The sequence below is a fragment of the Candidatus Microthrix parvicella Bio17-1 genome (assembly GCF_000299415.1).
Classification (GTDB): domain Bacteria; phylum Actinomycetota; class Acidimicrobiia; order Acidimicrobiales; family Microtrichaceae; genus Microthrix; species Microthrix parvicella.
Window position 1 is genome coordinate 206,537 of record NZ_AMPG01000004.1, and the last position, 26,382, is coordinate 232,918.

At 69.3% G+C, this 26,382-nt stretch carries 24 protein-coding genes; 21 read left to right on the forward strand and 3 right to left on the reverse strand.

Going from position 1 to position 26,382, the window contains the following annotated elements; translation table 11 throughout:
• Positions 1 to 5: 5 nt before the first annotated feature.
• Positions 6 to 1,088: a glutamine-hydrolyzing carbamoyl-phosphate synthase small subunit gene (carA, locus tag MPARV_RS0116700; RefSeq protein ID WP_020379074.1), complete on the forward strand. Its 1,083-nt coding sequence runs from the start codon at positions 6 to 8 to the stop codon at positions 1,086 to 1,088.
• Positions 1,089 to 1,115: 27 nt separating this feature from the next.
• On the opposite strand, the gene MPARV_RS0116705 is transcribed toward carA, so the two are convergent.
• On the reverse strand, positions 1,116 to 1,604 hold the full coding sequence (locus MPARV_RS0116705; protein ID WP_012229382.1) for a DUF2505 family protein: 489 nt from the start codon (positions 1,602 to 1,604) through the stop codon (positions 1,116 to 1,118).
• Between the two features lie 41 nt (positions 1,605 to 1,645).
• On the opposite strand from MPARV_RS0116705, the gene MPARV_RS0116710 reads away from it, so the two are divergent.
• The 9 genes from MPARV_RS0116710 to MPARV_RS0116750 all read left to right on the forward strand — a co-directional run bounded on the left by MPARV_RS0116710 (position 1,646) and on the right by MPARV_RS0116750 (position 13,300).
• Positions 1,646 to 2,059: a c-type cytochrome gene (locus MPARV_RS0116710; RefSeq protein ID WP_012229383.1), complete on the forward strand. Its 414-nt coding sequence runs from the start codon at positions 1,646 to 1,648 to the stop codon at positions 2,057 to 2,059.
• A 156-nt stretch (positions 2,060 to 2,215) separates the two neighbouring features.
• Positions 2,216 to 5,617: a carbamoyl-phosphate synthase large subunit gene (gene carB, locus MPARV_RS0116715; RefSeq protein WP_020379077.1), complete on the forward strand. Its 3,402-nt coding sequence runs from the start codon at positions 2,216 to 2,218 to the stop codon at positions 5,615 to 5,617.
• A complete protein-coding gene (locus MPARV_RS0116720; protein WP_020379078.1) occupies positions 5,577 to 6,554 on the forward strand; it encodes a dihydroorotate dehydrogenase in 978 nt (325 codons plus the stop codon). Before carB ends, MPARV_RS0116720 begins: the two co-directional genes overlap by 41 nt.
• A 96-nt stretch (positions 6,555 to 6,650) precedes the next feature.
• Entirely contained in the window at positions 6,651 to 7,505 is an 855-nt protein-coding gene (gene pyrF, locus MPARV_RS0116725) for an orotidine-5'-phosphate decarboxylase (RefSeq protein WP_200865164.1), read from the forward strand.
• On the forward strand, positions 7,502 to 8,413 hold the full coding sequence (locus MPARV_RS23025) for a guanylate kinase (RefSeq protein ID WP_020379079.1): 912 nt from the start codon (positions 7,502 to 7,504) through the stop codon (positions 8,411 to 8,413). The genes pyrF and MPARV_RS23025 overlap by 4 nt, the downstream gene beginning before the upstream one ends.
• Positions 8,414 to 8,471: 58 nt before the next feature.
• Complete coding sequence (gene rpoZ / locus MPARV_RS0116735; RefSeq protein WP_012229387.1) at positions 8,472 to 8,822, forward strand: DNA-directed RNA polymerase subunit omega; 351 nt, start codon at positions 8,472 to 8,474, stop codon at positions 8,820 to 8,822.
• A 21-nt stretch (positions 8,823 to 8,843) separates the two neighbouring features.
• A complete protein-coding gene (gene coaBC, locus MPARV_RS0116740) occupies positions 8,844 to 10,109 on the forward strand; it encodes a bifunctional phosphopantothenoylcysteine decarboxylase/phosphopantothenate--cysteine ligase CoaBC (RefSeq protein ID WP_020379080.1) in 1,266 nt (421 codons plus the stop codon).
• 105 nt (positions 10,110 to 10,214) lie between these two features.
• On the forward strand, positions 10,215 to 11,411 hold the full coding sequence (gene metK / locus MPARV_RS0116745) for a methionine adenosyltransferase (RefSeq protein WP_012229390.1): 1,197 nt from the start codon (positions 10,215 to 10,217) through the stop codon (positions 11,409 to 11,411).
• Between the two features lie 122 nt (positions 11,412 to 11,533).
• Entirely contained in the window at positions 11,534 to 13,300 is a 1,767-nt protein-coding gene (locus MPARV_RS0116750; RefSeq protein ID WP_157789697.1) for a primosomal protein N' family DNA-binding protein, read from the forward strand.
• A gap of 28 nt (positions 13,301 to 13,328) precedes the next feature.
• On the opposite strand, the gene MPARV_RS0116755 is transcribed toward MPARV_RS0116750, so the two are convergent.
• Positions 13,329 to 13,943 carry a class I SAM-dependent methyltransferase gene (locus MPARV_RS0116755; protein ID WP_012229393.1) on the reverse strand — a complete coding sequence of 205 codons (615 nt, stop codon included), beginning with the start codon at positions 13,941 to 13,943 and terminating at the stop codon, positions 13,329 to 13,331.
• Positions 13,944 to 14,018: 75 nt separating this feature from the next.
• On the opposite strand from MPARV_RS0116755, the gene def reads away from it, so the two are divergent.
• From def to ribH, 8 genes are all read left to right on the forward strand, one after another.
• Positions 14,019 to 14,588 carry a peptide deformylase gene (gene def, locus MPARV_RS0116760; RefSeq protein ID WP_012229394.1) on the forward strand — a complete coding sequence of 190 codons (570 nt, stop codon included), beginning with the start codon at positions 14,019 to 14,021 and terminating at the stop codon, positions 14,586 to 14,588.
• Between the two features lie 71 nt (positions 14,589 to 14,659).
• Complete coding sequence (locus MPARV_RS21610) at positions 14,660 to 15,538, forward strand: methionyl-tRNA formyltransferase (protein WP_020379082.1); 879 nt, start codon at positions 14,660 to 14,662, stop codon at positions 15,536 to 15,538.
• A complete protein-coding gene (locus MPARV_RS0116770) occupies positions 15,531 to 16,697 on the forward strand; it encodes a transcription antitermination factor NusB (RefSeq protein ID WP_012229398.1) in 1,167 nt (388 codons plus the stop codon). Before MPARV_RS21610 ends, MPARV_RS0116770 begins: the two co-directional genes overlap by 8 nt.
• A 107-nt stretch (positions 16,698 to 16,804) precedes the next feature.
• Positions 16,805 to 17,332, forward strand: a complete 528-nt coding sequence (locus tag MPARV_RS0116775) for a MogA/MoaB family molybdenum cofactor biosynthesis protein (protein ID WP_020379083.1) — start codon at positions 16,805 to 16,807, stop codon at positions 17,330 to 17,332.
• 10 nt (positions 17,333 to 17,342) lie between these two features.
• Complete coding sequence (gene ribD / locus MPARV_RS0116780; protein ID WP_012229402.1) at positions 17,343 to 18,428, forward strand: bifunctional diaminohydroxyphosphoribosylaminopyrimidine deaminase/5-amino-6-(5-phosphoribosylamino)uracil reductase RibD; 1,086 nt, start codon at positions 17,343 to 17,345, stop codon at positions 18,426 to 18,428.
• A gap of 4 nt (positions 18,429 to 18,432) precedes the next feature.
• Complete coding sequence (locus tag MPARV_RS0116785) at positions 18,433 to 19,047, forward strand: riboflavin synthase (RefSeq protein WP_012229403.1); 615 nt, start codon at positions 18,433 to 18,435, stop codon at positions 19,045 to 19,047.
• Positions 19,044 to 20,309 carry a bifunctional 3,4-dihydroxy-2-butanone-4-phosphate synthase/GTP cyclohydrolase II gene (locus tag MPARV_RS0116790; RefSeq protein ID WP_012229405.1) on the forward strand — a complete coding sequence of 422 codons (1,266 nt, stop codon included), beginning with the start codon at positions 19,044 to 19,046 and terminating at the stop codon, positions 20,307 to 20,309. Before MPARV_RS0116785 ends, MPARV_RS0116790 begins: the two co-directional genes overlap by 4 nt.
• Complete coding sequence (ribH, locus tag MPARV_RS0116795; RefSeq protein ID WP_020379084.1) at positions 20,306 to 20,791, forward strand: 6,7-dimethyl-8-ribityllumazine synthase; 486 nt, start codon at positions 20,306 to 20,308, stop codon at positions 20,789 to 20,791. The genes MPARV_RS0116790 and ribH overlap by 4 nt, the downstream gene beginning before the upstream one ends.
• Positions 20,792 to 20,804: 13 nt before the next feature.
• Here the strand turns inward: ribH and MPARV_RS23030 are convergent, their stop codons facing one another.
• Positions 20,805 to 23,048 carry a prephenate dehydratase domain-containing protein gene (locus MPARV_RS23030; protein ID WP_012229407.1) on the reverse strand — a complete coding sequence of 748 codons (2,244 nt, stop codon included), beginning with the start codon at positions 23,046 to 23,048 and terminating at the stop codon, positions 20,805 to 20,807.
• A gap of 172 nt (positions 23,049 to 23,220) precedes the next feature.
• Here MPARV_RS23030 and MPARV_RS0116805 point away from each other — a divergent pair, with 172 nt between their 5' ends.
• Genes MPARV_RS0116805 through MPARV_RS0116815 form a run of 3 tightly spaced genes read left to right on the forward strand, consistent with a single transcriptional unit; the run spans position 23,221 to position 26,232 of the window.
• The gene (locus MPARV_RS0116805; RefSeq protein WP_012229409.1) at positions 23,221 to 24,657 is read left to right on the forward strand and encodes a hypothetical protein; all 1,437 of its coding nucleotides are present in this window, start codon (positions 23,221 to 23,223) and stop codon (positions 24,655 to 24,657) included.
• Positions 24,654 to 24,914, forward strand: coding sequence for a hypothetical protein (locus MPARV_RS0116810; RefSeq protein WP_020379085.1), 261 nt, complete (start codon positions 24,654 to 24,656; stop codon positions 24,912 to 24,914). Before MPARV_RS0116805 ends, MPARV_RS0116810 begins: the two co-directional genes overlap by 4 nt.
• 1 nt (position 24,915) lies before the next feature.
• Positions 24,916 to 26,232: a DUF2254 domain-containing protein gene (locus tag MPARV_RS0116815; RefSeq protein ID WP_031278986.1), complete on the forward strand. Its 1,317-nt coding sequence runs from the start codon at positions 24,916 to 24,918 to the stop codon at positions 26,230 to 26,232.
• The last annotated feature ends 150 nt before the right edge of the window (positions 26,233 to 26,382 follow it).

A 26,382-nucleotide genomic window follows, 5' to 3' on the forward strand; every position in this document is an offset into this window, starting at 1 on the left:
CTGGCGTGAGCGTGACCGAGGCAGCACTGGTGTTGAGCGACGGATCGCTCTTTGAGGGCGAGGCGATCGGTGCCCGGCCCGAAGGCGGAGTCAGCACCGGTGAGGTGGTGTTCAACACCGTGCTTGCGGGTTATCAGGAGGTGCTGTCGGACCCCAGCTACGCCGGACAGATCGTGACGTTCACCTATCCACACATCGGTAACTATGGCTCTGCCGGTGCCGATGACGAATCTCCAACTCCGCGGTGCGCCGGTGTGGTGGTGCGCGATTTGGCCAGGCGCCACAGCAGCTGGCGGGCCGAGGCGAGCCTGGAGGATTGGCTGAAGCGGCACGGCATCGCGGGGATCGCCGGGGTGGATACCCGCCGGCTGACCCGGCACCTGCGTAACCACGGCGCGGTGCCCGGCGCGTTCGGCACCGCATCGGAGGCCGAGGTGCGTGCCGCCGCCGCGGGCGCGTTGGGAACCGACGACACCGACCTGACCCGTGTGGTCACCACGTCGAAGCCCTACGAACTTGCGGGCGGCCCTCGCAGGGTGGTGGCGGTGGATTACGGAATCAAGCGCAGCCTGTTCGCTCACCTTCAGCCGATCGCCGGGGTCACGGTGGTGCCCGCCGGCTTCAGCGCCGACGACATTCTCGCCCTCGAACCCGACGGCGTGCTGCTGTCCAACGGCCCTGGCGACCCGGCGGCCGTGACCCACGCGCCCGCCATGATCGCCGAGCTCCTCGGCCGGGTCCCCGTCTTCGGCGTCTGCATGGGCCACCAGCTTTTGGCGACCGCCCTGGGTGCCAGCACCTACAAGCTGCCCTTTGGCCATCATGGTGGCAACCACCCGGTGCAGGACCAGCTGACCAACTCCATCGAGATCACCAGTCAGAACCACAACTACTGCGTGAACCCGGAGGGAATCCAGGGCGTGGAACTGACGCACGTGAACCTCAACGACCAGACGCTGGAGGGGTTCATCGGCACCGACGTCGCCGCCCTTGGAATCCAATATCACCCCGAGGCGGGCCCGGGCCCACACGACAGTCATTACCTGTTCGATCGGTTCGCCGAGATGATGGACCGCAAGGCCACGTAAGCCACAGCCCGGCTCCCCGGGTGGTCGCTACGCGTCGAGCAGGCTGAGCACCGCGCGTTCCTCCTCGGCCAGGTGCTCGCTGAGACCCGACGAGATCGCCCGTTCCACCTGAGACCCGACGAGGAACACGTTCACCTTCAGGTCGCCCACCACCCGTCGGGTGGCTGAACCGCGGGCCTCGCCGTAGTCCACCCGGGCTGTGGCCGAGAGCTTGTTGGCGTAGTGCTCGGGGCGAAACGACACGGTTGCGGTGCCGTTGCCAAGGTCGGTCACCGTCTCCTCCACCCAGACGAGCTTTCGTGGATCGATCACCGCCGTGGCGGCTGCCGGCAGGCCGGCGATGAATCGGTATCGCAGCCGCAACGTGACCAGTGAACCCGCCCGGGAGTGGTCGACGACCTCGGGGGCCGAAACCTTGGTGAACCCCGAAAGCTGCGACCACATGTCGGTTCCCGTGTACATGCCCAGCACCTCGTCGCGGGAGGTGGGGAAGCGCTGGGTGACGGTGAACCGCATGACCCCCATCCTGCCATGTGGAGCGGGTACGGTTGGCCCCGATGAGCATGTCCCGGCCTTCCCGTACCCGGCGTCGACGCGTCGCCGTCACCGTCCTGACCGTGGCGTCCGCCGCCCTGATGTTGGGAGCCTGCGGTGGTGGCGATGAGTCCACGTTCACCGGCGAAGCGGCCCGGGGCGAGGGCGTGGCTCGCGACCTGGGCTGCGCCCAATGCCACTCCAGCTCGCCCGGCGTGGCCATCCACGGTCCCAGCTGGGCCGGGCTGGCAGGTTCGCAGGTGACGCTGGAGGATGGCTCCAAAGTCACCGCAGACCGCGCCTATCTGGAACGGGCCATCAAGGAACCGTCCGCCGAGGTGGTGGAGGGTTTCAAGCCGCTCATGCCCACGGTGCCGCTGGACGACACCCAGATCGACCAGGTGATCGCCTACATCGAGGCGCTCGGCAACAACTAGCCGCGCGGCACCGGGCGACCGGAAGGTTGAAGTTCGCCCACTTCCTGTCGGCTGCTAAGTTGCCCGCTTCGATGGCCTCCCCCCGAATCCGCCCGGCGCTTCTTGGCGCCCCCGCCCGATCCGTGCGCCTCGCAGCCACATTCAACGGAGGCACCCATGCCCCGTCGTAACGACCTCGAGTCGATCCTGCTGATCGGTTCCGGGCCGATCGTCATCGGTCAGGCATGTGAGTTTGACTATTCGGGCACCCAGGCCTGCCGCGTGCTGCGGGAGGAGGGGTACCGGGTGATTCTGGCCAACTCCAATCCGGCCACGATCATGACCGACCCCGACTTTGCCGACGCCACCTACGTGGAGCCCCTCGATGTGGAGGTGCTGACCGCCATCCTCGAGCGGGAGCGCCCCGACGCGGTGCTGGCCACGCTGGGTGGGCAGACGGCGCTGAACCTGGCGATGGAGCTGCACGAGGCCGGCACGCTCGACCGCCTGGGCATCGAGTTGATCGGCGCCAACGCCGAGTCGATCGCCACCGCCGAGGATCGCTCGCAGTTCAAGGACGCCATGATCGAGATCGGGCTCAGCGTGCCCGCCTCGGGCGTGGCCCACGACCTGGCCGAATCCGAGGTGATTGCGGCCGAACTCGGGCTGCCGGTGATCATCCGTCCCGCCTACATCCTCGGTGGCAAGGGCACCGGCATCGCCTCGACCCCCGAAGAGTTCACCCGCCTGGCCCTGCGCGGCCTTGAGGCCAGCCCGATCTCGGAGATCCTGATCGAGCAGTCGATCCTTGGCTGGAAGGAGTTTGAGCTCGAGGTGATGCGCGACGCCGCCGACAACTGCGTGATCGTGTGCTCGATCGAGAACCTCGACCCGATGGGGGTGCACACCGGCGACTCGATCACCGTCGCCCCGGTTCAGACCCTGTCCGACGTCGAGTATCAGACGATGCGAAACGCCGCCTTCGCCTGCATCCGCCGGGTGGGCGTGGAGACCGGCGGGTCCAACGTGCAGTTCGCCGTCAACCCGGCCAACGGCGAGCTGGTGGTGATCGAGATGAACCCGCGGGTCAGCCGGTCCTCCGCGTTGGCAAGCAAGGCCACCGGCTTTCCGATCGCCAAGATCGCAGCCCGATTGGCGGTCGGGTACACGTTGGACGAGATCCCCAACGACATCACCGAGAAGACCCCGGCGTGTTTCGAGCCGGTGATCGACTACGTCGTCACCAAGATTCCCCGCTGGAATTTTGAGAAGTTCCCCGGCGTTCCCGAGGTGCTGGGCACGCAGATGCAGGCGGTGGGCGAGGTGATGTCCATCGGCCGCACCTTCGCCGAGTCGTTGCAAAAGGCGATGCGCAGCCTGGAGAGTGGCCATCTGGGCCTGGGGGCCGATCCCACCGAGGACGCATTGGCCCGCGTCGGCGACGCTGAACTGGCCGGGCGCGTCGGCGTCGGAACCCCCGAGCGGATCTTCGAGGTGGGAGAGGCGCTCCGCCGCGGCTGGGGCGTGGAGCGGGTTGCCGAGCTGACGGCGATCGACCCGTGGTTCCTCGACGAGATGTTGACGATCTACGAGGAGCGCCCGACGCTGCGGGCGGCGACCGCCGAATCGCTCGACCGCAGGGGGTGGCGCCGTGCGAAGCGGCTGGGCTACGCCGACGCCCAGCTGGCCCACATCTGGGGCGTCGAGGAGTCCACCGTTCGCTCGGCCCGGCTGGCCGCGGGGGTGGTGCCCACCTACAAGACGGTGGACACCTGTGCCGCCGAGTTTGAGGCTGACACCCCGTATCACTACAGCACCTGGGAGGACGAGACCGAGGTGCGCCCGTCCGAGAACCCCCGGGTGTTGATCCTCGGTTCGGGGCCCAACCGAATCGGCCAGGGCATCGAGTTCGACTATTGCTGCGTGCATGCCAGCTTTGCCCTGCGCGACGCGGGGTACGACACCGTGATGGTGAACTGCAACCCCGAGACGGTTTCGACCGACTACGACACCTCCACGCGTCTCTACTTCGAACCGCTCACGTTGGAGGACGTCCAGTCGGTGATCGATGCCGAGTCGGAGGCGGGTCCGGTGGCCGGGGTGATCGTCTCGCTCGGTGGGCAGACTCCGCTGAAGCTGGCGGGAGACCTGCCCGAGGAGCTGATCCTGGGTACCTCGCCCGCATCGATCGACCTGGCGGAGGATCGCAATCGCTGGGGTGCGCTGTGCGCCCAGCTCGAGATTCCCCAGCCGCCGGGGGGCACGGCGACCACGCTGGAGGGCGCACTCGGCGTCACCGAGCGCATCGGCTACCCGGCCCTGGTCCGGCCCAGCTACGTGCTGGGCGGACGGGCGATGGAGATCGTCTACGACGACGACGACCTGGCCCGGGCGTGGGGCGCGTTGACCCAGGAGGGCTCGCTCGGGCGCGAGGGCGGCCTGTCGGCCGACCGGCCCGTGCTCGTCGATCGCTTCCTCGAGGACGCCACCGAGGTGGACGTCGATGCCATCAGGGACGCATCCGGTGACGTGATCATCGGCGGCATCATGGAGCACGTCGAGGAGGCCGGGGTGCACTCGGGCGACTCGGCCTGCATCATCCCGCCGGTCACCCTGGGCGACGGCGTCATCGACGTGCTGAGCGATGCCACCCGGCGAATTGCCACGGCTCTCGACGTCAAAGGTCTGATCAACGTGCAGTTCGCGGTCAAGCGAACCGGCAACCATCCCGACGCGGCCCAGGTGTTCGTGATCGAGGCCAACCCCCGCGCCAGCCGCACCGTGCCGTTCGTTGCCAAAGCCACCGGCCGACCGCTGGTCAAGATCGCGGCGCGGGTGATGGCCGGCGCCACCCTCGCCGAGTTGCGTGAGGATGGCCTGTTGGGCGACGTGTCGTCGGGCGATCACTATGCCGTCAAAGAGGCGGTGTTGCCGTTCAACCGGTTCCCCGAGGCCGACCCGCTTCCGGGCCCCGAAATGCGCTCGACCGGCGAGGTGATGGGCATCGACCTCACCCCCGGCCTGGCGTTCGCCAAGGCTCAACTGGCCGCCGGTGACCACCTGCCCACCGACGGCTGCGTGTTCCTCTCACTGGCCGACCGGGACAAGCCGGCCGGCATGGACGTGGCACGGGGGCTGGTGGGCCTGGGTTTCGAGCTGATGGCCACCGGCGGCACGGCGCTGGCCCTCGAGGAGGCCGGCATCGCCGTGACGAGCCGGATCACCAAGGTTGCAGACAGCGACGACGGCGTTGAGGGCCCCACCGCACCGGAACTGATCGCCGACGGCGACATCGGTCTGGTGATCAACACCCCACGCGGCCGTGGGCCCCGCGCTGACGGCCACGAGATTCGCGAGGCGGCCGGACGCCACAACGTGCCGTTGATGACCACCGTGTCGGCCGCGTCGGCCGCCGTGCGCGGCATGTCCGACCAACTTGCGCACCCCCTGCGGGTCCGGACGCTTCAGGAGTACCAGGCGGGGATCGACCGGGACGACCTCGACCGGGACGACCCGGCACGTGCCGAGTCGAGCGACGATGATTCCAACCGCGGTGGGGAGCCCGGCGATCGTCGCTGAGCCGCCGACCGTCGACCTGACCACCACCGTTGGCGGCGTGAGCCTGCCGAACCCGGTGATGTGTGCCGCCGGCACCGCGGGTCATGGTGCCGAGCTGAGCGCATTCGTCGACCTGTCGCGTCTCGGCGCCGTGGTGGTGAAGTCGCTGTCGGTCGACCCGTGGCCCGGAAACCCCGCACCCAGGGTGCATCCGCTCAGCACCGGCATGATCAACTCGGTGGGTCTGGAAGGGCCCGGTTTGGCAGCCTGGGCCGACGCTGAGCTGCCGCAGCTGCAGCGAGCGGGCGCCCGGGTGGTCGTGTCGATCTGGGGCCGCAGCATTGAGGACTACGCCGAGGCCGCCGAGGCCCTGGCGGTCCTGGTCGGCCGGCACGATCAGCCCGGGGCGATCGTTGCCCTCGAGGTCAACCTGTCGTGTCCCAACCTGGCCGGCAAGTCGATGTTCGCCCACGACGCACCGGCCGCAGCACAGGTGATGGCGGCCACGGCGGTTGCCGGCCTGCCCCGTTGGGCCAAGCTGTCACCCAACACCGACCGGCTGGTGCAGGTGGCGACCGCGTGCGCCGAGGCCGGGGCCGACGCCGTCACGCTCACCAACACGCTGCTGGGCCTGGTCATCGACATCGAGACCCGCCGTCCGGTGCTGGGCGGGGGCGGGGGAGGGGTGTCGGGCCCTGGCATGGGTCCCATCGCGGTGCGGGCCGTGTGGGACGTGGCCCGCGCCTTGCCGCAGCTGCCGATCATCGGCGCCGGGGGCGTGTGCGACGCCGATTCGGCCGTCCAGCTGCTGATGGCCGGTGCCTCGGCGGTGCAGGTGGGCACGGCCACCTTCGCCGACCCCCGGGCCCCCCAGCGGGTGCTCGACGACCTCACACGTTGGTGCCACGATCACGGCGTCACCTCGGTTGCCGAGCTGTGCGGGGCCTCCCATCGGTAGCGCAGCCCATCGTTGCCCAACAAAGGGCGCTGCTTCTGCAACTACGCTCGGCGCCTGCGTGTGCGAGGCGCCATCACGACGGAGGTCACCCAAGCCATGAACGAGCAACCCCCCAACAACCCCTTGGTGCCTGACGTCGACGAGGACCTCGTCGTGGACCTGACCGATGCCCACCAGGGTGGCGTGTCGGTGCCGACCGGAGTGGCGGCGCAGCCCTCAACCGCACCCGAGGACTCGCCGCAGGAACCACATTGGGCACCGCCCTCGGTCCGCAACCGCATGTGCCTGGTGCTGGACACCGACGACATGGTGCAGGCCGAGCGCAGCGCCCTTGCGCTGATGCCGTACTTCGGCGTGGTGAAGGTGGGCCTCGAGTTGTTTTCGGCCACCGGGCCCAACGCCATCGCCAACCTCACCGACTTTGGTTTCGACGTGTTCTGCGACCTGAAACTGCACGACATCCCCACCACGGTTGGCCGGGCCGCCCGCGTGCTCGGCGGGCTGGGCGCCACGTTCCTGACACTGCACGCCCACGGCGGCGTCGACATGATGCGGGCCGGAGTCGAGGGCCTGGCCGAGGGCGCAGCGAACGCCGGCCAGACCGCGCCCAAGGCGCTTGCCGTCACCGTGCTCACCAGCGACGACACCGCACTGGACCACGTGGCCCCCGAGCGGATGCGGTGGGCGATGGAGGCCGGGTGTGGAGGCCTCGTCCTGGCGGCGTCCGACCTGCACGACGCCTTCACCCTCGCCCCCCGCATGACCCGTGTGGTGCCCGGGATCCGCCAGGCCGGCACCGAGACCCACGATCAGGCCCGGGCGGCCACCCCGGGGGACGCAATCCGCGCGGGCGCCGACCTGCTGGTCATCGGTCGAGCCGTCACCCATGCCGACGATCCGGAGGCGGCGGCCGCCTCGATCGCCGACGAGGTGAGCCGGGCCCTCGCGTGACGACGGGTACCGACCTGGCTGGGGCACTGCACTGGGTCACCGCCGCCAGACAGCGGTGGGCGCAGGTGCTCGACGCACTCTCCGAGGACGCCATGACGCTCGGGGAGCTCTGGATCGAGGCCGACCGGGACCCGCTGGTCGCCCAGCTCAAGCTGCTGCCCGCCCTCGAGGCCAGGCCCGGGGCCAAGAAGGTGCTCACCAGGCGTGCGCTCGACTCGCTGGACCTGTCGCACTCGGTCACGTTGGGGCGCCTCGACGGCGCCGAACGACGACGCCTGGAGGCTGTGTGTGCCGACGCCGCCAAACCCGACCCCGACGCGGTGGCCGCCGGCGACCTCGCCGACCCGGCGATCGTGGTGATCTCGGGCCCGGGCGGCGCGGGCAAGGGCACGGTGGTGCAGCGCCTGCTGGCAGAGGACGATCGCCTGTGGCTGAGTCGGTCCTGGACCACCCGGGCCCGACGACGGGGCGAGTCGGCCGACGCCTACCGCTGGGCCACGCCCGAGGAGTTTGCAGCCCACGCCGCCGCCGGGGGGTTTCTCGAATGGGTGAGGTTTCTCGACTATTGCCAGGGCTCGCCCCTACCCACGCCTCCGGAAGGCCACGATGTGATCTTCGAGGTCGACGTGGCCGGTGCCCGCTCGGTGCGCGAACGCTGGGCCGACGCGCGCTGTGTCTTCATCGATACTCCCAGCCGGTTGGAGCAGGAGGCACGCCTTCGCCGCCGTGGGGATGATCCCGAGCGGGTCGCCCAGCGCCTGTTGAAGGCCGACGAGGAGGTGGCGGCGGCGCTCCAGTTGGGCTGCGACGTCGTGATCAACGACGACCTGGATGCCACCGTGGCCGAACTTCAACGTTTGATCGCCACCACCCGGTCCAACAAGGCCCGCCGGCTGGGCTATCATTGACGGTCGCCGCGTACCGCAGCGCACACCGATTCTGAGCAAACGAGGAGCTGTCAGGTTCATGAGCAACCGCCACGACACCATGATCGAACCCCAGGTTGAAGGGCTACTCGAACGGGCCGGCTCCAAGTTCTCCCTGGTCACCCTGGCATCCCGCCGAGCCCGGCAGATCAACAACTACGTTCACGAGCTGGGACGGACCAGCGGTGGATCCATTCCGCCCCAGGTTGCGTCGAACGCCGCCAAGCCGCTGTCGATCGCCTTTGAAGAGATCGCCGCCGACAAGATCCTGGCGGTGAACGCACCCGGCCGGGCAAACCCGGAGGGTGTCGAGCTGGACGAAGAGGGCCACGTGGTCCATCCGGGCAACGTCGGTGCCAACGACGACGATTCGGCCACGCCGGTCAGCTGACCGGCTGAGGCCTCCCGCATCGTGTCGGCGTCAGAGTCGGGCAATCACCCACCACTTGCGGGCAAGCACGTGGTACTCGGCGTCACCGGTGGCATCGCCGCGTACAAGGCGGTGGAACTCTGCCGGCGTCTGATCGACGCCGGCGCGTACGTCGCACCGGTGCTGACCGAGGGCGCTCAGCGTTTCATCGGTGCGGCCACCTTCGCTGCGCTGGCGTCGGAACCGGCGCAGACCAGGTTGTTCGACGGTCACCATCCAATCCCGCACACCAGGCTGGGTCAACGCACCGATCTGGTGTTGGTTGCGCCCGCCACGGCTCGGCTGCTGTCCGATTTGGCCACGGGCAGATCGGACGACCTGCTCATGGCCACGCTGTTGGCCACCGAGGCGCCCGTCATGGTGGCCCCTGCGATGCACACCGAGATGTGGCGGCACCCGGCGGTGGTCGACAACCTGGCGCTGCTTCGGCGTCGCGGGGTGCACGTGGTGGACCCCGAGGCCGGCCGGCTGGCCGGTGGCGATGTCGGCGAGGGACGCCTGGCGGCGCCCGCGCACATTGCGGCCCGGGTGACCGAACTCCTGTTGGGCGCCGCAGGGGGCCCGACCGCCGGACCACTTGCCGGGCGCCGGGTGCTGGTCAGCGCCGGTGGAACCCAGGAGGCCATCGACCCGGTGCGGTACCTCGCAAACCGATCGACGGGCAAGCAGGGCCACGCCCTGGCGGAGGAGGCGCACCGTCGGGGCGCCGAGGTCACGCTGGTGACCACGTCGACCATCGAATCCTCGCCGGGCATCGAACGCCATCAGGTGACCTCGGCGGCCCAGATGGCCGATGCGGTGTTCGCCGCGGCCGCAGCGACGGACCTGGTGATCATGGCGGCGGCCGTCGCCGACTTCACCCCGGCGACGGTGGCCACCTCCAAGCTCAAGAAGACCGACGGGACGCCCAGCATCGAACTGGTCCCGACCGTTGACATCCTGGCCGAGCTTGGGCGACGACGGACACCTCATCAGATCCTGGTTGGCTTCGCTGCGGAGACCAACGACGTCGAGGCCAACGCCAAGGCCAAACTCGAACGCAAGGGCGTCGACCTGCTGGTCGCCAACGACGTCGGCGCCGAGGGCGTGGGGTTCGCTCACGACACCAACGAGGTGCTCATCCTCAGCCGCTCCGGTGCGCGCGTTCGGGTGCCGTTAACCGACAAGGTTGCGGTGGCCGGCCGGGTTCTGGATGCGGCGGCTGCGGCGTTTTCCCACCCGCCCGACCCGGCTGGAACCTCGGCCTGAGGTGTCGCCCGCCTCCATCGACTTCGGCCCGGTGGCGGGCGTCACCTACCATTCACCCCCGGACGAATTCGCCCTCGAACAGCTAGATGTAGAAGGAGCCCCAACGTGGCCAAGTGGACATTCACGTCAGAGTCGGTGACCGAGGGTCACCCCGACAAGATGGCCGACCAGATCTCCGACTCGGTGCTCGACGCCCTCCTGACTCAGGATCCCGATTCACGCGTGGCCTGCGAGACGATGGTGACCACCGGCCTGGCCATCGTCGCCGGCGAGATCTCCACCAAGGCCTACGTCGACATTCAGTCGATCGTTCGCCAGACCATCCGTGACATCGGCTACGACCGCGAGGACGTCGGCTACGACGGCTCCACCTGTGGCGTTCTGGTGGCCATCGACGAGCAGTCGTCCGACATCGCTCAGGGCGTCGACGATTCCGAGGAGGTGCGTTCGGGCACCGCCGGCGAGGAGGATCAGCTCGACCAGCAGGGTGCGGGCGACCAGGGCATGATGTTCGGTTACGCCTGCGACGAAACCCCAGAGCTGATGCCGCTGCCGATCAACACGGCGCACCGCCTGGCCGAGCGCATGGCCGAGGTTCGCAAGGCGGGCACCATTCCGTACCTGCGCCCCGACGCCAAAACCCAGGTCACCTTCGAGTACGAGGACGGTCAGGCGGTCGCCCTGAAGACCGTACTGATCTCCACCCAACACAACGAGGGCGTCGATCGTGATGCCGACATCCGCCCTGACCTGATCGAGTCGGTGATCAACCCCACCATCCCCGAGCAGTTTCGGGGCGACGACTTCGAGGTGTTCGTCAACCCGACCGGTCGCTTCGTCATCGGCGGACCCGTCGGCGACGCCGGCCTGACCGGTCGCAAGATCATCGTCGACACCTACGGCGGCTCCGCCCGCCACGGCGGCGGGGCATTCTCCGGTAAGGACCCGTCCAAGGTCGACCGCTCCGCGGCCTACGCCACCCGCTGGGTGGCCAAGAACGTGGTGGCCTCCGGCGCCGCCACCCGCTGTGAGGTGCAGGTTGCCTATGCAATCGGCATGGCCCACCCGATCTCGATCCTGGTCGAGACCTTCGGCACCGAAACGGTGGAGAACGCGAAGATCGAAGCCGCCGTGCGCGACATCTTCGACCTCCGCCCCGGGGCCATCGTCCGCGACCTCGACCTGCGCCGCCCGATCTACCGGGAGACCGCCGCCTACGGCCACTTCGGGCGCACCGGCGACGGCTTCACCTGGGAGCTGACCAACCGTGCGGACGACCTCCGCTCGGCGTTGGGGCTCTGAGCTCGTCGTCCGCACCCGACCCCAACGCGCCTCAGCTTCCGTTTGAGGATGCTGAGCTGCGGCCTGCGGACGACCAGCACGACGCACAACGCACACCACCGGTCGCCGGTCGGGTGGTCCGGGTGCTGCCCGAACCGGCCCGCATCGGCCGGTCGTTCGACTACGTGGTTCCTGAAGGAATGGCCGGCGCGCTGCGGGTAGGTTCCATGGTGCGCGTCGCCCTGGCCGGACGTCCGGTTGGTGGGTGGGTTCTCGACTGTGATGTCACGCCCCCACCCGGGGTCATCCCTCGGCCCATTCGCACGATCACCGGATACGGCCCGCCGGCCGAGGTGATCGACCTCTGCCGCTGGGCCGCACACCGTTGGGCCGGCCGCCTGGCCACGTTTCTGGGCACGGCCGGCCCCCATCGAGCGGTGCCAAGCCTGCCTGAGCCAAGCCCCCCAACGTCAAGCCCGGCAGCCACGTCCCAGAGCGCTCACGACCCGCTCGCCGAGGCGGTGCGATGGTCGCTGCGTCACGCGGTGGCCACGCTCCGGTTGCCGCCGGCCGGCGACCAGGGCGCGCTGGTCGAGGCGGCCCTGGCGGGTCGCGCCGCCGACGGTCCGGGGCTGGTGGTGGTGCCGACGCAGGCCGATGTGGTGCGGATCACCCGGCGGCTTCGGCAATTCGGGCTGAACGCCGTGCCCTTTGACAGGTCGTGGCCGGCGGCGGCAGCGGGCGGCTGCACGGTGGTCGGCACCCGTGCCGCCGCGTTCTCGCCCCAACCCGACCTCGGGGTGGTCATCGTGTTGGACGAGCACGACGAATCCCTCCAGGAGGAGGGCTCGCCAAGTTGGCACGCACGCGAGGTGCTGGTGGAGCGAAGCCATCGTCTGGGGATCCCGTTGCTGTTGGTGTCGCCAACCCCCAGCCAGGAGGCGCTGAACCTGGGGCCACTCATCGAACTGCCCCGCAGCGTCGAGCGGGCGGGTTGGGCACGGTTGGAGGTCATCGATCTTCGGGCGGAGGACCCTCGGGCGGGGCTCTTCCCCGAACGAATCGTGGCTGCCGCCCGGGCGGCGGAGCGACCGGTGTTCGTCCTCAACCGCACCGGACGGTCCCGCCTGTCGGTCTGTCGAAACTGTGGGGCCACGGCCGCGTGCGAGCGCTGTGAGGCCGCTGCGATCCGGTTGGAGGAGCACACGTTCACCTGCCCGCGCTGCGACTCGGTGCGCCCCGAGGTGTGTCTGGCGTGTCGGGGCACCGCCTTCGCCAACCTGCGGGTCGGGGTGACCCGGGTGGCCGAGGAGGCGGCGGCGTTGCTCGGCGTGACGGTGCACGAAGCCTCCGGCGCGGCCGGCACCGGCACCCGCCTGCCCGATCGAGGGCCGGTGGTGGGTACCGAGGCGGTGCTGCACCGAGCCGGCTCCGCCGACCTCGTCGTGTTTCTCGACATCGATCAGGAACTGCTGGCACCTCGCTACCGCGCCGCCGATCAGGCCCTGGCGCTCCTGGCCAGGGGTGCGCGCCTGGTCGGGTCGCGAAGCGGCGGCGGCAGGATCATCGTTGCTTCCCGCATACCCGATCACGTGGTGCTGCGTTCGGTGGCGCTCGCTCAACCTGGGCTTGCCGCCGCGGCGGAAACCGAGCGGCGGGCCATGCTGGGCTATCCGCCCTTCGGTTCGGTAGCCGAGGTCGCCGGGGCCGCGGCGCCCGCGTACGTCGAACGCCTCCGACAGGTGCTCGATGACGAAGCCGGGAGCCCCCCGGAGGTTCAGGTGATCAACCCCGCAGACGGGCGTTGGCTGGTGCGGGCGGCCGATGCCGAACGACTGTGTGGCGTGCTGGCCGAGGTGGAACGCCCGCCGGGACGCCTGCGACTCCGCGTCGACCCCATGCGCCTGTAACGCGGCCGCTCTCAGGGCGCGATGTCGGTCAGGCGCCGATGATCGAGTTCGTCGGACGCACGGCCAACACCCGGTACCCGGCCTTGGAACCCAGTCGTTCCACCGGATGGCCGCGCTCCTCCAGGTGCCGATGCAGTGAGTCGCCGCCCAGGTTCTTGCTCATCACCAGCACCGCGAGGCCATTCGGGGCAAGCCGGTCGAGCCACGAGTCGAGCAACCGGTACAGCTCGTCCTTGCCGATGCGAACCGGGGGATTGGACCACAGCAGGTCGATCGGTTCGTCGGGGCCGTTGTCGGGCCCCACCGTGCGCACCCGGCCCGGTGCGTGGCGCTGAGCGTTGGCGGAACAGAGTTCACGCGCTCGATCGTTGGTCTCCACCGCCCACACCGTGGCGGTGGGGTGACGGCGTGCCAGGGCGACGCTCAGCGGACCCCAGCCCGCGCCAAGGTCGACCAGAACGCGGGCTTCGGCGTCGGCGGGCGGCGCCAGAGCCAACAGCGTGGCCGAGCCCAGGTCGAGACGACCCGGCGAGAACACCCCGGCATCGGTGGTGAAGCTCAGGCGGTCACCGTCGAGCACCACCTCCACCTCCCGGGGGCGACGTCGGGAATCGGGCTTGGAGCTGAAGTACTGCTGGTTCACCGGGGGAGTGTACGGCGAGGCGTCCCCGCCTGCGGCGAACTTCGAAGTGAACGCCGACGGCGGTAGCCTGGGGTGATGACCGCGTCACGCATCCGCATCGTCGGCGACCCCGTGCTGCGCCAGCGCTCGGAAGAGGTCACCGAGATCGACGAGCGCCTGGTGCGCCTTACCGAGGACATGGCCCAGACCATGTACGAGGCGCCCGGAGCGGGCCTGGCGGCGCCGCAGGTGGGCATCAAGGCCCGGTTTTTCGTGTACGACCTGCAGGACGAGGTCGGCGCTCAAACCTTGATCAATCCCGAAATCGTCGAATCCGATGGCGAGTGGCTCTTCGACGAGGGTTGCCTCTCGGTTCCGGGCCTGTACTTTGAGATCAGCCGACCGAAGCGCGTTCACGTGCGGGGCATCGACCTGGACGGCAACGAGGTCGACTGGGAGGCCGACGAGTTTGCCGCCCGTCTCATCCAACACGAGCTGGACCACCTCGACGGGGTGCTGCTGTTGGACCACCTGGAGGCCGACCAGCGCAAGGAGGCCAAACGGGCGGTGCGTCAGATGATGATGGGGGAGCGCGGCCCCGACGAACTGCCGGAGCGCTCGCGCAGGCGGCTGTCGCGCGATGTGCTCTTCGGCGGGAGTTCATGAGCCCGGAACCGGTGAATTCAGCCTCCCGGAACGATCTGAGCGATCAGGGCGCCGCGTTACCGAGGCCTCCGGTGAGCCCGCGGGGCATCGTCTACCTCGGGTCACCACCCGAGGCGGTTGCGCCGCTGCGGGCGCTGGTTGAGGCCGGACATCGCGTTGATCTCGTTGTCAGCGCGCCCGACCGTCGGCGCAAACGGCGTGGCGAGCCCACGCCCACCCCGGTGAAGGCCGCCGCCCTCGAACTGGGCCTGAAGGTGACCGACGACCTGGCCGACGTGGAGAGCGCCGTCGACGAAGGTGCCGACCTGGGGGTGGTCGTTGCCTTCGGGCAACTGCTTCGACTCCCGCTGTTGACGCGGCTGGCGATGGTCAACCTGCACTTCTCGCTGCTGCCCCGTTGGCGCGGTGCGGCCCCGGTGGAGCGGGCGTTGCTCGCCGGCGACGACCGCACCGGTGTTGCGGTCATGGGCGTGGAGGAGGGCCTCGACACCGGCCCGATCTACGCGGAGGTGTCGGTGCCGATCGGGCCCGAGGCCACCGCCGGCGAACTCCGCTCCGACCTGAGTGAGCACGGGGCCGCCCTGCTGGTCGCGGCGCTGGCCGACGGGCTCACCGATCCTCAGCCCCAGGTGGGTGAATCCACCTACGCCTCCAAGATCTCCGGCGATGACCTGCTGCTGCGCTTCGGTGACGTCAGCGCCGAGCAGTTGGGGCGCCAGGTCCGGGTGGGCGGCGCATGGACGACGATCCGGGGCGAGCGTTTGAAGGTGTGGGAGGCCGAAGAGGTGTTGGCCACGCCGCCGCCGGGCGAGCTGCACGGCGACGTGGTTGGTACCGCGTCCGGCGGCCTCCGCCTGGTCGAGGTGCAGTTGGCCGGCCGGGCCCGCCAGGAGGCCAAGGCGTTTCTTCGCGGCTATCGGCCGGAGCACGGGGAGCACCTGGGTGGGTAACGAGCGCGATCGTTCGCCCTCGGGTGCCGCCGCGCCCGGCGTGGCGCCCCGCCGGTTGGCGCTCGACCTGCTGGCACGTATCGACGACGACGGCGCCTGGGCCAACCTGGTGGTGCCCAGGGCGTTGGACCGGAGCGATCTTGGTGATGCCGATCGCAGGCTGGTCACCGAGCTGACCTATGGCACCGTGCGTCAACGCCGACGCCTGGCGGCCATCGTCGACCCGTTTCTCGACCGTCGCCCGGCGGACGTGGCGGTGCGGGCACTGCACCTCGGTGCCTACCAGCTGGAGGTCGGCTTTCCCGACCACGCAGCGGTCAGCACCACGGTCGGCGCTGTACCCAAGCGCTGGCGCGGCCTGGTCAATGCGGTGTTGCGCAACGTCGTTCGATCCGGTCCACCGCGCTGGGCCTCATTGGGTGAGGAGCTGTCCTACCCCGACTGGATCGTCGACCGTTTGACCGCCGACCTGGGCGCCACGACGGCTCGCGAGGCCCTCGAGGCGATGAACCAGCCGGTGGCGCCCACCAAGCGGGCCGACGGCTACACCCAGGACCGGGCCTCGGGCTGGGTGGTCGATGCGGTCGGGGCCCGGCCCGGTGAGCTGGTGCTCGACCTGTGCGCCGCGCCGGGCGGCAAGGCCACAGGGTTGGCGGCGACCGGAGCGACGGTGATCGCCTCGGACCTGTTGGCCCACCGGGCACGGTTGGTGGCCGACAACGCGGCCAGGCTGGGCAGCGCGGTGCACACCGTGCAGGCGGACGGCACCGCCGTGCCGCTTCGTCCCGGATGCGCCCAGCGGGTGCTGGTGGACGCCCCGTGTTCCGGCCTCGGCGTGATGCACCGACGCGCCGACCTGCGCTGGCGGGTCGAGCCGGAGTCCCCGGCGAACCTCGCCGCGCTCCAAGGCCGGCTGCTGGCCGCGGCGGCCCCCCTGGTGGCACCCGGCGGCTCACTCACCTACAGCGTCTGCACACTCACCCGGGCTGAGGGCCCCGAGGTGGTCGAGCGTTTCCTCGATGCACACCCCGAGTTCAGCGCTGTGGCACCCCCGAGCGATCCGTGGCAGAGCGACGGCCCGGTCGCGCTGCTGTTGCCGCAGCGTGCGGGCACCGACGGCATGGCGCTGGCTACCCTCCACCGAGCCCCTCGGCACTAACATCGTCGGTTGACGCGCTTCATGATCGGGCCGGTTGTCGCCGCCGGCACCGTAGATCAGCACCGCGGGTCAGCAGAGTTCTCGAGGAAGCACAGCAAAGGAGACCGATGACCGACGACGCCGGGACCACCGACGCATCTCAAAAAAATCAATCGCCCAAGCCTCAGGCGAAGGTGGTGACCGTGTCCGATGGCGTGGTGGCGGGTACCCGTGAGGATCTCTCAGGCGTGACGCTGGTGGAGCATCTGGAGTCTGCGGGGTTTGAGGTGTTGGAGCACCGGGTCATCGCCGACGGCGTGGAGCGCGTCTCCAACACGCTGTCGTACATGGCGCTGAACTTCGTCGGCATCATCGCCACCACCGGTGGCACCGGCTTTGGTCATCGTGATGAGACCCCCGAGGGCACGCGCCGCATCCTCGACAAGACGGCGCCTGGCCTGACCAACGCCATGGCCGGCGCTTCGCCGCTCAACAGGTTGTCGAGGGGCGTCGCCGGGGTGCGGGGCCGCGCGCTGATCCTGAACCTGCCGGGTTCGACCAAGGGCGCCATCGAAACGATCGATGCGGTGATCGACGTGCTCCCGCACGCGGTTTCCCTGCTGGCGGGCGCACACGGCCCTCACCCCACCTCGTGATCCGTCGCCGATGAGCGGCCCCGGCGACGGCGCCACCACGTCCCGCGACCGTGAGTTGATGCAGCGCGCCATCGCTGCGGGCGCCGACGCCCGCTGGGTGGCCTCCCCCAACCCGTGGGTGGGTGCCATCCTGGTCACCGCCGACGGCGAGCTGATCTCGGGCGCAACCCGAGCGCCCGGCCAGGCCCACGCCGAGGTGGTGGCGATCCAACGTGCGGGCGACCGGGCGGCCGGGGCAACGATGTACGTCACCCTCGAACCGTGTGCACATCATGGGCGCACCCCCCCGTGCATCGACGCCATCATCGCGGCAGGTCTGGCCCGGGTGGTGGTCGGAGTGCTCGATCCGGACCCTCGCACCAATGGCGCCGGCGTCGAGGCCCTGCGGCGTGCGGGCATCGAAGTGAACGTCGGAGTCGTCGCAGACAAGGTGGAGGCCCAGTTGGCGCCCTACCTGCATCAGCGCCGCACCGGCCGCCCGTTCGTCGTCCTGAAGCTCGCCTCATCGCTCGACGGCTACACCGCCGCACCCGACGGTTCCTCCAAGTGGATCACCGGTCCCGCCTCCCGCAGCGACGGACACCGGCTGCGGGCCGAGAGCGACGCCATCATCGTCGGTGCCGGCACGGTGCGCAGCGACGACCCCAACCTCACCGTGCGCGACTGGCAGCCTCCCACCGGCTCCCATCCCGAGGAGTACAACCCAACCCGGGTGGTGCTTGGCGAGGCCCCCGAGGGTGCGCTGGTGCACCCGTGTCTCGAACTTTCAGGCGACCCGGACGAGGTCCTGGCCGAGTTGGCCAACCGGGGCATGATCCAGGTGCTGATCGAGGGGGGCGCGGCGGTTGCCGGGGCCTTTCATCGAGCCGGTCTGGTCGACCGTTACATGCTGTACCTGGCGCCCGCCCTGTTTGGTGGCGACGACGCCCGCAGCCTGTTCTCCGGGCCGGGCATCTGGAGCATCGGTGATCTCTGGCGGGGCGAGCTGGTGTCGGTTGATCGCCTGGGCAACGACGTGCGCATCGAGTTGGCGCCGCCGCCGGACCAGGCGGGCGACGACCTCGCCACCAATGCAGCCATCGCCGAAGGGGCCTGACGCCATGTTCACCGGCATCGTCGAGGAGTTGGGCACGCTGGTGTCCCGCAGGGACGCACGGATTCGCATCGGGGCCGCCTTGGTGCTCGAGGATGCCTCCCTCGGCGATTCGATCGCCGTCAACGGCTGCTGTCTGACCGTGGTCGCCCGGGGCGACGAGTGGTGGGAGGCGGACCTGTCCCCGGAGACCCTCGAACGCACCGGTCTGGTCGATCTGGTGGGGGGCGACCGGGTCAACCTGGAACGGCCGCTTCGTCTGGCCGATCGGCTCGGCGGTCACCTGGTGCAGGGCCATGTCGATGCCACGGCCGAGGTGCTGGCGCCGGTGCCCGACCTCAGGGTCTCGGTTCCCGAGGGGCTCGGCCGCTATCTGGTGGCGAAGGGCTCCATCACGGTGGACGGCGTCAGCCTGACCGTGGCCGAACTGGACGACACGTCGTTTACCGTGGCCGTCATTCCTCACACCTCGGAGGTGACCAACCTGGGTGGGCGCCGGGTGGGCGACCGGGTGAACCTGGAGGTCGACGTCGTGGCCAAATATGTCGAATCGATGCTTGCCGGTGCCACCAATTCCGCCGGTTCAACCAGCCCGGAGCGGGCCCCCAGGAGCGACCCATGAGCGAATCAACAGCCGACCCATCCGAGCCGGGCACCGCGTTCTGTTCGGTGCCGGAGGCGATCGCCGCCATCGCGCGCGGCGAGCCGATCGTGGTCGTCGATGACGAGGACCGCGAGAACGAGGGCGACCTGATCATCGCCGCCGAGGCGGCCACGCCCGAGGCGTTGGCCTTCTTCGTGCGCTACACCTCGGGCGTCATCTGCGTGTCACTCACCGGCGAACGCCTCGACGAGCTGCAGATTCCGCTGATGGTGCGCGACAACAACACCGAGTCCCAGCGCACCGCCTTCACCTACACGGTCGATGCGATGGCCAACGTCACCACCGGCATCTCGGCTGCCGATCGTTCAACGACGATCCAAACGTTGATCGACCCGGCCGCCCGTCCGGCCGATCTCTCCCGTCCCGGCCACATCTTCCCGTTGCGCTATGCGGAGGGTGGCGTGCTCAAGCGGGCCGGCCACACCGAGGCCGCCGTCGATCTGGCCCGCATGGCGGGCATGACCCCGGCGGGGGTGCTGTGCGAGATCGTCAACGACGACGGCACCATGTCCCGGGTGCCCGACCTGGAGACGTTCTGCGCCGAGCACGGCCTGTTGATGGTGTCGATCGCTCAGCTGATCCGCCATCGTCGCCAGACCGAGAAGCTGGTTCGGCGGGTGGGCGAGGCCCGAATCCCAACGGTTTGGGGCGACTTCAGCTGCTATGCCTACGAGTCGGTGCTCGACGGCGAACAGCACGTTGCGCTGGTTCGGGGCGCCGTGTCGGGTGAGTCGAACGTGTTGGTGAGGGTGCACTCGGAGTGTCTCACCGGCGACGTCTTTGGCAGCCTCCGGTGTGACTGTGGCGTGCAGTTGGACGCTGCCATGGCCAAAGTGGCGGAGGACGGCCTGGGCGTCGTCGTCTACCTGCGGGGCCACGAGGGGCGAGGCATCGGCATCGGCCACAAGATCAGGGCCTACTCCTTGCAGGACGAGGGCCTCGACACGGTGGCTGCCAACGAGGCGCTCGGGCTGCCCGTCGACTCCCGGGAGTACGGAATCGGCTCGCAGATCCTGAACGACCTGGGCATCACCACCATGCGTCTGATGACCAACAACCCGGCCAAGTACGGGGGCCTGGACGGCTTCGGGTTGGAGATCACCGAGCGGGTCCCCATCGAGTCGATACCCAACCCCGAAAACCTGCGGTACCTGCAGACCAAGCGTGAGTTGATGGGCCATCTGCTGCCCGGCCTGGACAACGAAGTGGAGACCTCATGAAAATCATCGAAGGCAACCTCGACGGCGTCGGCCTGCGGATCGGGATCGTCGCGGGGCGTTTCAACGACCTGATCACCAGCCGCCTGCTGGAGGGAGCTCGCGACGGTCTGGTCCGCCACGGGGTGTCCGAGGCTGACATCACCGTGGTGATGGTGCCCGGTGCATTCGAGATCCCCGTGGCCGCCCGCCGTTGCGCGGACAGTGGGGCGTTCGACGCCATCATCACCCTGGGCGCGGTGATCAAGGGCTCGACCGACCACTACGAGCACGTTGCCGGCCAGGCCGCCGCCGGCATCGCCCGGGTGGCCGCCGAGACCGGCGTGCCGGTGATCTTCGAGGTGCTGATGACCGAGAGCATCGATCAAGCGATCGAACGGGCCGGCACCAAGGCCGGCAACAAGGGCTTTGACGCAGCGATGGCGGCCATCGAGACCGCCCGCGTGCTCGCCTCACTCGACCACTTCGTCACGCCGTCCGAATAGCAGGCAGGCGCCCTCAGCCGCGTTCGGTCACTCGAATTCTGGCCGGCGGCTCGTGGGGTGACAGGCCGGGAAGCCGGATCGACGGCAGATCCAGGTCGATGTCAACAGTCCGGTCCCCGCCGCGGCCCGCCCCTGACGATGCCCGCCTGACCAAAACGAACGTGGTGGCGCTGTCGGTGCGGTCGGCCAGTTCCTCTGCGGCGGCCACCAGCCCGTACCGGGTGCCGGTGGTGGGTCCCGCCAGGGCCACCCATCCGGGATGGGCCCGGTCGGCAACCACCCGGCAGGCCTCTGCGGTCGAGTCGGCCTTCCGCGTCTCGATGTGCCCGTCGTCGCCGCCGAGCGACGCCAGGTAGCCGGTGCACTGGGCCAACGCCTGCTCGTGGCTCACCACACCGGCGGGATCGGCGCCGAGGTCGTCGGGGTGCACCCACGCGGTGAAGTTCACCGCCACCACCTGTGATCCCGACACCGCCAACTCTCCGCTGCGGGCGGCCAGGGCCTCAAGCGCGGGCCGGACGCCGCCGGACAGCGTGTTGCTCACCGGCACCACGGCCCAGGCGGCCCGGCCGTCGGACAGCCGGTCAAGGGCCGCTCCCACAGAGGGTGCCGCCACCAGCGCGGCACTGTCACCGGCCGCCTCGGCGGCCAGCGCCCTGGCCGCCAGCTCGGTGAACGTGCCGGGCGGACCGAGGTACGCCACCGTCTCGACGCCGGCCGCCGGCGGCGGGGTCACCAGCGCCTCCACCTGGGCGACCACCGCGTCGCGGGTCAGGTCGGGGTCGGTGTCGGCCCGGATACCAAGGCGAAGGATCAACTCCCGATCCCCACGAAACCAGCGATCGGCCACCACGGTGGCCCCGGTCAGTCCTGGCACCAGCGCCGCCAGCATCCGGCCCAACTCCTCGCCGTTCAGTGAGGGTGGCACCACCAACCTCACGTCCCGCCCAAGGGTGGCCAGGTGACCGGCCAGCCAACGTTGCAGCTCGGGCTCGGCCAGCAGGCGGTGACCGGCGAGCGCCAGGGTGACCCGACTGGCCTTCCCTGCGATGCCAAGCTTGGCGGCCCGTGCGGCACCGGGTTCGTCGGTCACGAGTACGGCGGCATCGTCGGGCCCCAACACGGCATCGAGCAGTACCACGTCGGTGCTGGTGACCTCCAGGATGGTGCCGATGTGGGGTCGTCGCCCAGAGCCGTCACGCGGCACCAGGCCGACCACCACGCCGTTGGTCCTGGCCGCCGCCAAATCGGCACGAAGTCGTTGCACGGCGGCGACCGCATCCTCCGCCGTGGCCTGCAGGCGGCTGAGGTCCACGGCCCGCAGGCCCTCGCGGGCCCAGGCGATGAACCCGGCGGTGTCACCTGGGTCGCCACTGCTGAGCGCCACCTGGAGCGCCGCCACCGCCTCGGCCAGGTCGTCGGCCCGGGCCGACCCGTTCACCCCGGCCTGGATGGCGGCGATCGTCGAGTCCTGGCTGGGGGTCAGCACCCTGCCGGCCAGCCCGGCCAGCGCTTCGAAGACCGGGGTCCTGAAACGCCACAGTTCCTCCATTCCAGGTTCGGACCTGCTGACCAACCCTGCGAAGACGATCAACACCTGGTGGGTGAGCGCCTGCACCCAGCTCATCGCCTGGTCGTGCTCTTCGGCCGACACCTCGTGTACCGCCGTGCCGGCCGTGGCAAACAGGTCGCTCAACCACCGGTGCGCCTCCGGATCGGCCGGATCCGGGCACACCACCACCGTCTGACCGGCCGGTCCGGGGACGCGGGGCCCGAACAGCGGATGGGTGCCGAACACCGCCAGGTCATCACGCCGGGCGCGCAGGGCGGCCAGCGGCTGGTTCTTGGAGGAGGTCACGTCGAAGACGATGCTGCCGGGCGCCGGCAGCGGCAGCACCGCTGAAGCGATCGTGTCAACCGCGTCGGCCGGCACGGCAAGGCACAACGCCAGCCGTCCCGCCGGTGGTGGATCGAGCGGCGACGGGGCGGTTGTGCCGTCGACATCGGTGAAGACCGGGCGCCCGTCCTCGTAGGCGACCTTCAGGCGGAGGGGCGGGCGGCGCCAGGGACGGTCAACCGGATGCTCGAAGACATGATGGGACACGTCGACGAGCACCAACTGCATTGCAACGTTGGCGAACACCTGCTCGGCCAGCCAGCGACCCATGCCCTGTGCAGCGCCAAAAATCACCAGGCGGGCGGGCAAACCGTCGGGCCGGTTGTTTCCGGCAACCAGGTCTGGAGAGGGCCGGGGCATTGGCCGATCCTAGTGAGGCCATCACCGCCGGCGACCAGGACCTACGCTCCTCCCGGTCGCGTCACGGCGACTCGGTGGTGCCGGTGGCCGATCTCATTTCATCCCGACTGGGTGAGGACAGCCTTCGCCTCGCTGGTCACCATGTATCGACGACTGAGGAGCACGAACCGCCATGGGACTGACCGACAAGCCATCACCAGACGCCGCCGCAGACGACGCCGAGGTCTCAGAGGACCCACAGGCCGAACTTGCCAGATTGCGGGCAGAACGCGACGCGGCCCGCGCCGAGCGCGAGGCCATGCGTGTCGAGATGGCCGGCCTTCAGGGCCGGCCTCGTTCGCGCCGTGTGGTTCGTCGCACCGCAACCGTCGTGCTCGTGGCGATCTCTTGTCTCGCGTTCCTCACCGGGAGCATCGGCGTGTGGGCGAACCGCAGCCTCCTCGACACCGATGTGTGGGTCGAGCACGTCGGACCGTTGATCGATGACCCGGCGGTGCAGGCTGCACTGAGCGCCACGATCACCACGGAGACGATGAAGCTGATCGATCCCAAAGCTCTGCTTCAGCAGTCCTTGCCAGATCGGGCCAGGGTGCTCGCCGTTCCCCTGTCCAACGCGTTCCAGACCTTTGTGGGTCAGGAGGTTGCCAAACTGGTCGCCAGCGACGGGTTTAAGCGCACCTGGATCGAGCTGAACCGGCAGGGTCATGCCGAGGCGGTCAAGGTGTTGCGAGGCGACGCAAAGATGGTCCAGGCGGGCGACGAGTCGGTCACGATCAGCCTGGTGCCGGTGATCAACCAGGTCCTGGCGCGCATCACCTCGGTCTCACCCGACCTGTTCGGGAAGACCATCAACATTCCCGATATCCAGATCGACGAGATCCCAACGGCGGCGATCGACAAGGTCAACAGTGCGCTCGGCACGAACCTCCCACAAGACTTCGGGCAGATCACCATCTACGACCACGGCAAGCTGAAGGAGGTGCAGGACGCCGTTGCCATCTTCGACACCATCGTGTGGGTCTCCATCGTGTTGTTTGCTGCGTCGACCGTCGGCGCCATCGCCCTGTCGGTCAACCGCCGCCGGACGGTCCTCGAACTGGCGGTCGTCGATGTTCTCCTCCTGATCCTGATGCGTCGGGCGGCGATGATCGCTCAGGATCAGTTGCTCGGATTGGTTCGTGTTCCGGCCAATCGGGGTGCGGTTGGCGCGATCAGTGACGCTGTGCTTCAGGGTCTCTTCGACGGCACGCGAATCCTTCTCTGGGGGTTCGCCATACTCGTGGCGCTCGCTGTGGCCACTGCGCCCTGGCCCCGGGCTGTGGCAATCCGCCGGCGTACGGCATCACTGATGACGGGGGTGGCGACCGCCGCACGCGATCGGGGGACCGATCCCGCCACGACCAACTGGGTGGTGGAACACCTTGACCCGCTTCGAATTGCGGGGGTGGTCCTGGCGCTGGTGGTGCTGTGGTGGAGCACCACGTCATGGCTCTCGGTGTTGATCGTGCTGGTCATTCTGGCCGGCTACGAGGTGCTCCTGGGGCGCCTGGGCGACGCCGAGGTGACCAACCAGGCACCGTCCGCTCCCGAGGACCCGAACGTTCCATGACCACGACCCAATCCGCCGTCGACGCCGGGGCCGCCCCGAAGCGGGCGGGAGCGGTGGCCAACGTGGCGCTGTCAGATGTCACCAAGGCCACCATGGCGTCGGCCACCGCCGACCTGCAGCGGGACCTGGGTGGGGCGATCATGCAGTCCCTGATGGGCGTGCTCCCGACCGCCGGCTACGCCTCCGCTGCCAAGGAGTCCTTCGTTCAGGGCCAGGACCGGGCCGACGGCATTGCGACGGGACACCCGGACGGCTGACGTGGGATTGAAGCGATCCAGCCGTTGGCGAGTCCGTCGGGTCCGCCACTGGATCAAAAGCAGCCTCTGGGTCGTTCCCGGTGCGTACGCTGCGGTCGCCTTGGGCACCGGCGTGGCGCTCGTGGCCTTTGACCACAGCAGCCCGCTGCAGTCGCCGCTCGATCTCAGTGCGGCCAGCGCGACCGCGGCGCTCGCCGCACTTGGTGGCGGCATGATCACCTTTACCGGATTCGTCATGTCGGTGGTGCTCCTCGTCGTGCAGTTCGGCAGCAGCCAGTTCTCACCCCGGTTTCTCCGCTGGTTTCGCGACGACCCGGTCATCAAGCACAGCCTGGGCACCTTCATCGCCACCTTCGTGTTCGCCCTGACCGCCACGGCGCTCAGCGGTCGCGGCGCCGACAGCATCGTGCCGTACCGCGCGCTCGTCGGGGCGATGGTGTTGACCGCCGCCAGCATCGCCTGGTTTCTGGCCCTCATTTCCCGAACGTCGGACAACCTCCGGGTTGCCCACGTCATCCAGCGCATTGACAGCCAGGCGCGGCGGGTGTTCGACGACGTGTACCCGGTGAGCAGCACCGAGGTGGAGGCGGCCCAGCAAGCGGCGGCGAGCGTCGACCCCAGCTCGACCGTGCAGGAGGTGCGAAATCCCGACGTGGGAGGCATCCTGGTGGCCGTCGACCGCGACGAGTTGCTGCGTATTGCCGAGCGCCACGACGCGCTGATCGAGATGTGTGCGGCGGTGGGGGACCACATCGCCGCCGGAGGCCTGGTGGTCCGGGTGTACGGCGATCACAAGCTACCGGTGCGGCCGCTCAGCGGTGCCCTGATGTTTGGCGACGAACGGACGATCGAGGATGACCCGGCGTTCACGTTGCGGCTTCTCGTCGACGTGGCGATCAAGGCGCTGTCACCTGCGGTGAACGACCCGACCACGGCGGTCCAGTGCCTCCATCGCATCGAGGACGTGCTGCGTTATGCCGCCGCCAAGCACCTCTCGACCGGCGTCGTGACCGATCAACAAGGGACGGTGCGCGTACTGGTCCCGGCCCCCACGTGGGACGATCTGGTCGCCCTGGCCCTCGACGAGATTCGGGCGTTCGGGGCCGGCCAATACCAGATAGTTCGGCGCCTCCGGGCCCTGCTCGATGACCTGACCGCCGACCTGCCGGCCAAGCGCCGCCCAGCGTTGACCACACAGCTGGAGCTGCTCGACGAAGCGATGGAGCGAGCGATTCCGTTGGCGCAGCGCTCCGATGCGCTCGTGGCCGACCGTCAGGGATTGGGCCTGGCGATCCGTCCGCCGTCGTCGGATCGGTAGGTTTCGGAGCGAACCCAACGTACCGAGCTTCTCGGACACGAGCGCCAGATGCCCATCGACGACATCGAAGGTTCCGGTGTCGAACTGCTCGCGCCAGGTTTGCCCGTCGAGCCGGATCTCTCCAGACCTGAGCGAGTACCGGGTGGGTTG